Annotated in this window: 13 protein-coding genes and 1 pseudogene; 10 read left to right on the forward strand and 4 right to left on the reverse strand. The window is 68.7% G+C overall.

Features of this window, described 5'->3' with window-relative positions; genetic code table 11:
- Positions 1 to 2: 2 nt before the first annotated feature.
- The gene (locus tag ACFY10_RS36375) at positions 3 to 395 is read right to left on the reverse strand and encodes a VOC family protein (protein ID WP_390669517.1); all 393 of its coding nucleotides are present in this window, start codon (positions 393 to 395) and stop codon (positions 3 to 5) included.
- A gap of 71 nt (positions 396 to 466) precedes the next feature.
- On the opposite strand from ACFY10_RS36375, the gene ACFY10_RS36380 reads away from it, so the two are divergent.
- The gene (locus tag ACFY10_RS36380; RefSeq protein WP_390669518.1) at positions 467 to 1,006 is read left to right on the forward strand and encodes a GNAT family N-acetyltransferase; all 540 of its coding nucleotides are present in this window, start codon (positions 467 to 469) and stop codon (positions 1,004 to 1,006) included.
- Between the two features lie 15 nt (positions 1,007 to 1,021).
- Here ACFY10_RS36380 and ACFY10_RS36385 read toward each other — a convergent pair whose 3' ends face one another.
- Positions 1,022 to 1,705: a glycerophosphodiester phosphodiesterase gene (locus tag ACFY10_RS36385; RefSeq protein ID WP_390669519.1), complete on the reverse strand. Its 684-nt coding sequence runs from the start codon at positions 1,703 to 1,705 to the stop codon at positions 1,022 to 1,024.
- Positions 1,706 to 2,099: 394 nt separating this feature from the next.
- Between ACFY10_RS36385 and ACFY10_RS36390 the strand changes: the two genes are divergently transcribed.
- The 5 genes from ACFY10_RS36390 (at position 2,100) to ACFY10_RS36410 (ending at position 6,711) form a co-directional block, all read left to right on the forward strand.
- Positions 2,100 to 3,497 carry a DUF6421 family protein gene (locus ACFY10_RS36390; protein ID WP_390669520.1) on the forward strand — a complete coding sequence of 466 codons (1,398 nt, stop codon included), beginning with the start codon at positions 2,100 to 2,102 and terminating at the stop codon, positions 3,495 to 3,497.
- Positions 3,498 to 3,538: 41 nt separating this feature from the next.
- A complete protein-coding gene (locus tag ACFY10_RS36395) occupies positions 3,539 to 4,288 on the forward strand; it encodes an SDR family NAD(P)-dependent oxidoreductase (RefSeq protein ID WP_390669544.1) in 750 nt (249 codons plus the stop codon).
- The gene (locus tag ACFY10_RS36400) at positions 4,285 to 5,355 is read left to right on the forward strand and encodes a threonine aldolase family protein (RefSeq protein ID WP_390669521.1); all 1,071 of its coding nucleotides are present in this window, start codon (positions 4,285 to 4,287) and stop codon (positions 5,353 to 5,355) included. The genes ACFY10_RS36395 and ACFY10_RS36400 overlap by 4 nt, the downstream gene beginning before the upstream one ends.
- An 81-nt stretch (positions 5,356 to 5,436) precedes the next feature.
- The gene (locus tag ACFY10_RS36405) at positions 5,437 to 6,009 is read left to right on the forward strand and encodes a transglutaminase domain-containing protein (RefSeq protein ID WP_390669522.1); all 573 of its coding nucleotides are present in this window, start codon (positions 5,437 to 5,439) and stop codon (positions 6,007 to 6,009) included.
- A 9-nt stretch (positions 6,010 to 6,018) separates the two neighbouring features.
- Positions 6,019 to 6,711, forward strand: a complete 693-nt coding sequence (locus ACFY10_RS36410) for a B3/4 domain-containing protein (protein ID WP_390669523.1) — start codon at positions 6,019 to 6,021, stop codon at positions 6,709 to 6,711.
- 4 nt (positions 6,712 to 6,715) lie between these two features.
- On the opposite strand, the gene ACFY10_RS36415 is transcribed toward ACFY10_RS36410, so the two are convergent.
- Positions 6,716 to 7,444, reverse strand: coding sequence for a lysophospholipid acyltransferase family protein (locus ACFY10_RS36415; protein WP_390669524.1), 729 nt, complete (start codon positions 7,442 to 7,444; stop codon positions 6,716 to 6,718).
- Positions 7,445 to 7,630: 186 nt separating this feature from the next.
- Entirely contained in the window at positions 7,631 to 8,047 is a 417-nt protein-coding gene (locus ACFY10_RS36420; RefSeq protein ID WP_390669525.1) for a DUF4395 domain-containing protein, read from the reverse strand.
- A gap of 75 nt (positions 8,048 to 8,122) precedes the next feature.
- On the opposite strand from ACFY10_RS36420, the gene ACFY10_RS36425 reads away from it, so the two are divergent.
- The 4 genes and pseudogenes from ACFY10_RS36425 to ACFY10_RS36440 form a co-directional block, all read left to right on the forward strand.
- Positions 8,123 to 8,536, forward strand: coding sequence for a TlpA family protein disulfide reductase (locus tag ACFY10_RS36425; protein ID WP_390669545.1), 414 nt, complete (start codon positions 8,123 to 8,125; stop codon positions 8,534 to 8,536).
- Between the two features lie 83 nt (positions 8,537 to 8,619).
- Positions 8,620 to 8,700 (forward strand): putative leader peptide, encoded by an 81-nt coding sequence (locus ACFY10_RS36430; protein ID WP_390669546.1) that lies wholly within the window; start codon positions 8,620 to 8,622, stop codon positions 8,698 to 8,700.
- 44 nt (positions 8,701 to 8,744) lie between these two features.
- Complete coding sequence (locus tag ACFY10_RS36435; RefSeq protein ID WP_390669526.1) at positions 8,745 to 9,260, forward strand: flavin reductase family protein; 516 nt, start codon at positions 8,745 to 8,747, stop codon at positions 9,258 to 9,260.
- A 220-nt stretch (positions 9,261 to 9,480) separates the two neighbouring features.
- Positions 9,481 to 9,576: pseudogene (locus tag ACFY10_RS36440) on the forward strand (electron transfer flavoprotein subunit beta); the annotation flags it as partial.

The raw sequence follows: 9,576 nt of genomic DNA on the forward strand, positions 1-9,576 counted from the left end.
CCTCAGATCCCCGGCCGATACCGGATCGGATGGTCCGCCGGCACCTCCACGAGCACGATCCGCGTCCCGTCCGGATCCGCGATCCACATCTCGACCAGCCCCCACGGCTCCTTCACCGGCGCCCGCACGATCTCGACGCCCTTCGCCCGCAGCTCCTCGTGCGCCGCGGCCACGTCCTCGACCTGCAGCCACAACTGCACGGCGGGGGAGGGCGGGGTCTCGGACCGGCCCGAGACCTCCAGGAAGCCGCCCCCGAGGAAGTAGACGGTGCCGCGCTGCGGTCCCGTGCCGAACTCGCGGTAGACGGCGAGGCCCAGCTGCTCGCCGTAGAACGTGCGGGAGCGCTCGGGATCGGTCGGGTGGAGAAGGGTCCGGCTGCTGAGAACGTGCACCATGCATCCGGAGCCTAGTGGCGGCGATACCCTCGTCCGTGCCCGTGCCGCGCCCAGAAATCGGAGTAACACCCATGGAGACCGCCGCCACCGGACTGACCTTCCGCGATGCCACCGACGCCGATGTGGACGTCCTGGTCGCGCTCATAGAGTCGGCGTACCGCGGGGACTCCAGCCGGGCCGGGTGGACCACCGAGGCGGACATCCTGCAGGGGCAGCGCACCGACCCGGAGGGCGTGCTCGCCGTCATCAAGTCGCCCGACAGCCGGCTGCTGACGGTCGAGCGGGACGGTGTCGTCGTCGCCTGCTGCCAGCTCGAACACCGCGGTGAACACGCCTACTTCGGGATGTTCGCCGTCAGCCCGCAGCTGCAAGGCGCAGGCTTCGGCAAGGTGATCATCGCCGAGGCGGAGCGCACGGCGCGCGAGGGCTGGGGCGTGCGCGAGATGCACATGACCGTGATCTCCGTGCGAGGCGACCTCATCGCCTGGTACGAGCGCCGCGGCTACCGCCGTACGGGCCGGATGACCCCGTTCCCGTACGGCGACGAGCGCTTCGGCATTCCGCAGCGCGACGACCTGCAGTTCGAGCTCCTGGTCAAGGAGCTGGCGTGACCCTCGAGCGGTCGTTCACGCGGTGAAGCGGCCGGTGCGCTTGATCTCCGGGTAGTCGGTGGTCGCGCCGTCCAGCTGCAGCGCCCGTACGAGCCGCAGGTGGTCCTGCGTGTTCACCACCCAGCCGATGATCCTCAGGTCCGCCTTGCGGGCCTGCTCCACGACCTCCAGGGTGAGGCGGCGGATGTTGAGGCAGACGGTCGCGGCACCGGCTTCCACGGCGCGTTCCACGATGTCGGTGCCGTAGCGGCTGCCGATCAGCGCGGTCCGTACACCTGGCACCAGGCGGGTGATCTCGGCGATCGCCTCGTCGTGGAACGAGGACACCTCGACCCGGGAGACCAGGTCCCGTTTGAGCATGAGCTCGGCCAGCGCCCGTGCCGCCGCGATGTCCTTGATCTCGGCCTGCAGCGGTGCCCGCACGGCTTCGAGGACCTCCTCGAAGACCGGGACGCGCTCCCCGCGGCCCGCGTCCAGGGCGCGCAGCTCGGCAAGGGTCTTCTCGGCGATCGGGCCGGTGCCGTCGGTCGTGCGGTCCACGTCGGTGTCGTGCATGACGACGAGGGCGCCGTCCTTGCTCAGGTGCAGATCGAGTTCGATCACGTCGAGCCCGGCCTGCTGGGCGGCGACGAAGGAACGGAGGGTGTTCTCGGGTTCGGTACCCATGACTCCGCGATGACCGATGGTAAGGAAGTTCAAGGTTCAACTCGCTTCCGTCGACGGCGGCTCGGCTCCGCGCGCGGCGGGAGCGGACGGCCGCGCGGGCAGAGCCGCAGCCTAACGGCCCGGCCCGGCGATGAACCCGCGCGTACACGGGGGATTGGCGTGCCGCCAGGGGCAGGCCTGGCCTGTATCCGCGAGGCGATCACCCTGGCGTGGGCGAGTCCTCCCGCCATTGACCAGTGGCCGGTTTCGGTGCTCCGGTCCCCGGGTAGCCGCGCGGTACCCAAATGTCTGCCGGACCGGTTTCCGGCAGGAAAAAGTTCGGTGACCATGGGGAGGTGCAGAATAATCTCCCGAGATTCCTCTTGCTGAGAGGAAGCACGTATGTATACGGTCTCCATACGCGAGGCTCTCCCGTGGAGGATGGGACATGACGGAAATTCTTGTGCAGGCGGCTTCGGGGGGCCAGGTTCCTCCCGTGACCAGGGTGGTGGAGCACCCGGCATGGGCCGTGCTCAAGAATGCCGTGGAGCAGATCCGGCCATGGCAGTCCAAGGACGGATCGATCGACCTCGAGGCCGCGGGCGCGCCCGGGTGCGCGGACGCCGAGGCGGTCGTACGGCGTGTCGTGGAGGCCGTCGAGGAGCTCTCCCCGCTGCTCCCGCACGACGGCGACTACCACGAGGCCCTGGCCAAGGACCTGCTCCGGTGGGCCGACGGCGGTTTCCAGGTGCCCGACTTCCTCGACTCGCTGCTGGCCTTCCAGCCCGCCGCGAATCGCACGGACGGCCTGCAGCACCTGGTTGTCTTCCCGATGTACACGCAGAACGGCAACCCGGACCGCAATCTCGAGGCGGTCGTGGTGCGCATGGTCTGGCCCGACTGGCTGGCCGAGCTGGAGCGCACCCGCTACGACAACCCGCTGTTCTGCGGCATCAAGTTCGAGGACTTCACGGCCGGCTACGACACCAACTCCGCCGTCCTCTTCCCCGAGACCATCGCCGTGCGCGAGGCGCCGGAACGTTTCTCCTGGGGTGGCATCTTCTGTGACCGTGAGGCCGCACGCTTCCGTCGCGTGACCGACGCCGCCGTCGACATCCTGGGCCTCGAGCTGCCCGAGGACATCGCCGCGATGGTCCACGACCAGAAGCGCTGCGAGGAGGCCTTCGTGCTGTGGGACATGGTCCACGACCGCACCCACAGCCACGGCGACCTGCCCTTCGACCCGTTCATGATCAAGCAGCGCCAGCCGTTCTGGATGTACGGCCTCGAAGAGCTGCGCTGCGACCTCACCGCCTTCAAGGAGGCCGTGAAGCTGGAGGCCGACGGCGTCCCGCAGGCCCGTGACGTGCAGTACGCGGTGCTCTTCGACCGCATGTTCCGCTTCCCGGTCACGGGTGATCGCGTGCGCAACTACGACGGCGTCGGCGGCCAGCTCCTCTTCGCCTACCTGCACAAGCACGACGTCATCCGCTGGACCGACAACAAGCTGTTCATCGACTGGCAGCGCGCCCCGCAGGTCACCAACCAGCTGTGCGCCGACATCGAGCAGCTCTACCGCGACGGCATAGACCGCCCCAAGCTGGTGCACTGGTTCGCCGGATACGAGCTGGTCTCCACCTACCTCGCCCCGCACCCCGGCTCCCGCTGGGCCAAGGGCCCCGACGCCCTCGACCTGAGCCGGCCGCCGCGAAAGCTCGTCGATGACGTGCTTCCGGACGAGTTTCCCCTGAGCATGTTCTATGAGGCCCTCTCCAAGAAGCTGAAGAACGTGATCGCCTCCACCAAGGGCATCACGGCGGAGAGCGCCGAGCGAGTCGCCGCGTGAGCGACCGCAACACCAGAACCACTGCTCAGGAGGCGAAGACCATGGCGGGGAACGGAGCTCTCAGCGGTGCGGTGATCGCGGTGGCCGGCGCGGGCGGACCCGCCGGGCGCGCGGCACTGATCCGGCTCGCGGAGGCGGGCGCGACCGTCGTCGCCGCGGACAACGATCCCGAGCGGCTCGCGGAGGCCGTGGACGCGGCCCGTTACGCGTCCGGCGGTGCCACCGTCACCGGCGAGCCCGTCGATCTGCTGGACCTGGAGTCCACCCAGGAGTGGGCCACGCACATCGAGAAGGAGTTCGGCCGCGTCGACGGCCTGGTCCACCTCGTCGGCGGCTGGCGCGGCAGCGAGACCTTCGTCAAGACCAGCCTCGACGACTGGGACTTCCTGGAGCTGCTGCTCATCCGCACCGTGCAGCACACCTCCCTCGCCTTCAGTGAGGCGCTGCAGCGCAGCGAGCGCGGCCGCTACGTCCTGATCAGCGCGGCCGGCGCGAGCAAGCCCACCGCGGGCAACGCCGCGTATTCCGCGGCCAAGGCCGCCGCCGAGGCGTGGACGCTGGCCATGGCCGACTTCTTCCGCAAGGCCGGAGGCGCCGAAGGGCCGACATCGGCGGCTGCGATCCTGGTGGTCAAGGCGTTGGTGCACGACGCGATGCGCGCCGATCGACCCAATGCGAAGTTCGCGGGCTTCACGGACGTCAAGGACCTGGCCGAGGCCATCACCGACGTCTGGAGCAAGACCGCCGCCGAAGTGAACGGAAAGCGTCTGTGGCTGACCGAGAAGCCGTGAACCCTCCCCGGACCGACGCGCGTCGCCATCACGACCCGGAGGTCCGCGGCTTCGCCAGCGACAACTACGCCGGAGCCCACCCGGAGGTGCTCGCCGCCCTGGCCCTGGCCAACGGCGGGCACCAGGTCGCGTACGGCGAGGACGACTACACCGAGAACCTCCAGAGCATCGTCCGCAGCCACTTCGGCGCCACGGCGGAGGCCTTCCCGGTCTTCAACGGCACCGGCGCCAACGTCGTCGCGCTCCAGGCGGTCACCGACCGCTGGGGCGCGGTGATCTGCGCCGAGAGCGCGCACATCAACGTCGACGAGGGCGGGGCGCCGGAGCGCATGGGCGGCCTGAAGCTGCTCACCGTGCCCACCCCCGACGGCAAGCTCACCCCGGAACTGATCGACAAGCAGGCGTACGGCTGGGACGACGAGCACCGCGCGATGCCGCAGGTCGTCTCGATCACCCAGAGCACGGAGCTCGGCACGCTCTACACGCCGGACGAGATCCGCGCGATCTGCGACCATGCGCACGCGCACGGCATGAAGGTCCATCTGGACGGCTCCCGCATAGCCAACGCGGCCGCGTCCCTGAACGTCCCGATGCGGACGTTCACCAACGCGGTCGGCGTCGACATCCTCTCCCTGGGCGGGACGAAGAACGGCGCGCTGTTCGGCGAGGCGGTCGTCGTCATCAACCAGGACGCCGTCAGCCACATGAAGCACCTGCGCAAGCTGTCCATGCAGCTCGCCTCCAAGATGCGCTTCGTGTCGGTGCAGCTGGAGGCCCTGCTCGCCAAGGACCTGTGGCTGCGCAACGCCCGCCACTCCAACGAGATGGCCCAGCGCCTGGCCGAGGGCGTACGCGCCGTGCACGGCGTGGAGATCCTCTACCCGGTGCAGGCCAACGGGGTGTTCGCCAAGCTCCCGCACGACGTGAGCGAGCGTCTGCAGAAGCGATTCCGCTTCTACTTCTGGGACGAGGCCGAGGGCGTCGTGCGCTGGATGTGCGCGTTCGACACGAGCGAGGAGGACGTGGACGCGTTCGTGGCCGCGCTGAAGGAGGAGATGGCGCGGTAGCCACCCACCGCGCTGCATAGATATGCGATCACTCGTAAAGTCATTGACTCGCGAGTGATCGCATTCCTATGCTCTGCGGGCATGGAGCTGATCCAGAACACCCCAGACCTGTCCGCATACTTGGCCGCCGACGAGGTCATCGACCATGGCCACCCGCTGGTGCGGGAGACCGCGGCGCAGCTCGCCAAGAGGGCTGTGGACTCGTATGACTATGCGCGGCTGGCCTTCCAGTTCGTACGTGACACGATCCCGCACTCGCAGGACTCCGGCGACATGCGGGTCACCTGGCGCGCCTCCGATGCCCTGGGGCAGGGCACGGGCATCTGTTACGCCAAGGCGCACGCGCTGGCGGCCTTGCTGCGGGCCGAGGACATCCCGACCGCGCTCTGCTATCAGAGGTTCGACGTGGTGCACGGCCTGGTTGCCGTGCGTTTCAACGGTTCCTGGCATCGACAGGATCCGCGCGGCAACAAGCCGGGCGTGGATGCCCACTTCTCCCTCGAGGGTGAGCGGCTGGCCTTCACGCCCGACCCGGAGTTCAATGAGCTGGACTATCCAGTCCTGTATGCTGAACCTCATCCCACTGTACTGAGTGTTCTCCAGGCCGCTCCCGACCGGCCGTACCTCTGGAAAACCCTCCCCACCGCACTCTGAGGCAAGGCGATGACTCTCTCCCTGACCGTGTCCGACGAGGTCCGCGCCCTCGCGCCCGGCTTCACCCATGTCGCGATCGAGGCGCACGGCCTGGTCAACGGGCCGAGTACGGAGGAGAGTTCGGCGCTCCTGGACGACGCGGCCCGCCGTCTCGCGCTACGCCTGGACGGGCGCGCCCCGCACGAGGACCCGCACATGGCCGCCTGGCGCGAGATCTACACGGCCTTCGGCTCCAAGCCCTCACGCACCCGCAACTCGGCCGAGGCGCTGGCGAAGAGGGCTCTGTCGGACGCCGGACTGCCTCGCATCAATCTGCTCGTCGACCTCTACAACGCCATCAGCGTCGCCCATCTGATCCCCGTCGGAGGCGAGGACGTCGACCGGATCCAGGGCGGTATGCGGCTCGTACGGGCCATCGGCGACGAGGACTTCGTGACCGTGGCCGGCGGCGAGGAGGTCGTCGAACACCCCGACGCGGGCGAGGTGGTGTGGCGCGACGAGGCGGGCGTGACCTGCCGACGCTGGAACTGGCGCCAGGGCCCGCGCACCCGCCTCACCGAGGACACCGTCACGGGCATCTTCCTGCTGGAGAGCCTGGCGCCGATGCCCGTCGCCGAGGTCGAGCAGGCGGGCGCCGAACTCGCCGAGCTCCTGGAGAAGTTCAGCCCCGGGGCACGGATCACCGTCCACGCCCCGGAGTGACGATTCAGCGGGCTTCGGCCGCCTTCACCTCTTCGGGGGTCGGCGCCGTGCCGCCGAGATGGGCGGGCATCCACCAGGTGTCGTCCGGGCCCTTGGGCCGTACGGGATAGGCGCGCTGCGCGGCCTCCAGGAGCTCCTGGACGCGCTCGCGCAGCCGTCGCGTGATGGCGCCCGCGTACTGGTCCTGGGGCGCCTCCACCGGCTCGCCGACCCGGATGGTGATCGGCGTGTGGCTGCGCTTGAAGTTCTTCGGGTGACCCTTGGTCCACAGCCGCTGGGTGCCCCACAGGGCCATCGGGATGAGCGGGACGCCGGCCTCCTGGGCCATGCGCGCGGCACCCGACTTGAAGCTCTTGAGGGTGAAGGACTGCGAGATGGTCGCCTCGGGGAAGACGCCGACGATCTCGCCGGAGCGCAGCGACTGCAGCGCGTGCTGGTACGCCGCCTCGCCGTTCTTCCGGTCCACCGGGATGTGCTTCATGCCGCGCATCAGCGGGCCGGAGATCTTGTGCCGGAACACCGACTCCTTCGCCATGAAGCGCACCAGTCGCTTCTGCGGCAGGGCGGCCAGACCGTCGAAGATGAAGTCCAGATAGCTGATGTGATTGCTCACCAGCACAGCGCCGCCCGAGCGCGGAATGTTCTCCGATCCCTTCAGGTCGATCTTGAGGTCCCAGGCCTTGAACAACGTTTGGGCGAGACCGACGACGGGACGGTAGACAAGCTCAGCCATGGACGGGGTGGACCCTTCTCTCTGCCTGGGAAGGGGTTCTCCCGGCGGGAAGTTACGCAGCCGTAGGTTTACGGCATTGCGCAGATCGTGCCCGAAGAACGAACGGCTGGCCAGTCCTGGTGCCGCAGAACGGCGAGATCCTCGTCACGTCCCTCCATTGATCCACCTCGGGCTTTTAAGCGGCCTTTACTCCGTACGGACCGTCACCCGCCGTACGAGCAGGTACATCTCGCATCCCAGGCAGTACCCGAACGCGGCATTGAGGAACGCGGCGGCGAGCGCGGCGGCGGTCGCCGCGAGCCCCAGCCAGGCCGGGCCCAGCGTGAAACCGACCAGCCCCACGCCGGCGAAGACCAGCCCCACCGCCTGCGCGAACCGCGGCGGCTCCGGCGACTCGAACTCGGTCGGCGGCCCGAGCCTGGGCCGTACGGCCTTGCGGAACAGCCATCCGTACGGCGAACGGCCCACCCCGCCCGCCGCGCCCAGCGCGAACGCCAGCGTCTGCCAGGCCAGCAGCCAGGCGCTCCCGGTGATCAGCACGACCGCCAGGACGACGGTCGTCACGGCTGCCCCGAAGCGGGGTCCCCTCACATCGATGTCCATGAAGCAAGCATTCCGCATGGGAAAAGCTCCGGGGAGCCGGGAATCTTTGCAGTCTCGTGAATGCTTGTGCAGGTGATGACTGGACTTGTGGTGTGCGTGGTGGTGCTCGCGGCGGCGAGCGCCTACGGAGTGCTTCATGGGAAGCGAAACGGGAGGGTACGCGTGCGTGGGCGCGACGGCGGGAAGCGGCTCGGGGCGGCCGAGTTGGGCGAGGAACTAGGTGAGCGCGCCACGCTCGTACAGTTCTCCAGCGCCTTCTGCGCGCCCTGCCGGGCCACCCGACGTGTCCTCGGCGAAGTGGCCGGCATGGTCCCGGGCGTGACCCATGTCGAGATCGACGCCGAGGACCACCTGGACCTCGTACGCGAACTCGAGATCCTCAAGACCCCGACCGTGCTGGTCCTGGACGCCGACGGCCGGGTCGTACGGCGCGCGACCGGCCAGCCGCGCAAGGCTGACGTCATCGCGGCGCTGGGGGAGGCGGTTTGACGGCTGCGTTGCGGACGGTGAGGCATCTCCCATATGCCAGAACGTACTTGACTGGGCGCACCACCTATCGTCAGCCTGACCGTATGCCTACGGAACTCCTTCTCTACGGGCGGGTCCACGTCGATCTCGCCCGCACTGCGAGCGCGCGCTGTCCGGACTGTTGAGCAGTCACGGTCCGCTCGCCCCCTCTTCGCAGAAGGACAACTCCATGACGGCCACGCCCGACCTCGGCGCCCGTACTCCTCAGCTCGCCTCTCCCGACCTGCTGCGCTCCGTCTTCCGGCGGCACGCGGCAGGAGTCGCCGTGATCACCGCGCAGGGCGACGCCGGTCCGGTCGGCTTCACCGCCACCTCCCTCACCTCCGCCTCCGCCGAACCCCCGCTGCTGACCTTCGGTATCAGCACCGGCGCCTCCAGTTGGCCGGCGATATCGGCGACCGACCACATCGGCGTCCACATACTCGGTGAGCATCAGCAGGACCTGGCGGCCACCTTCGCCAAGAGCGGCGCCGACCGGTTCGGCGCGCCCACCGCCTGGCGTACGGGCCCCGAAGGTGTTCCCGTCCTCGATGGCGTCCTCGCCTGGCTGGTGTGCCGGATCATCGGCCGTGTGCCCGCCGGGGACCACCGCATCGTGCTGGCCGAGGTCGTGCTCGGCGACCCCACGGGCTCCGGCCGCCCCCTCCTCTACCACCAGGGGCGGTTCAACGGCCTGCGTGACTGATCGCCGGCCGGCTCGCTCTGCGAACCGGTCGAGTTCCGATTACGCTGCGTTGCAAAGGTCACAGTTCAAAGCGCTTGCTTAGCGGGAACGAACTGGGTGTACTGACGAGTAATATTTCGCTCGGAGCGCGGGTCGCCCCGATCGGGATCGGCCGCTTGAGGCGCCTATGCTGCCTGAAAGTAGGCAGCACCGAAATGACGATTGCAGTAGGAGAGCCGGCGTGAGCTTGAGGATCGTTGTCACTGTGAAGTACGTGCCCGACGCCACTGGCGACCGGCACTTCGCCGATGACCTGACCGTCGACCGGGACGACGTG

It is taken from the genome of Streptomyces sp. NPDC001401, assembly GCF_042895385.1.
Lineage (GTDB): Bacteria > Actinomycetota > Actinomycetes > Streptomycetales > Streptomycetaceae > Streptomyces.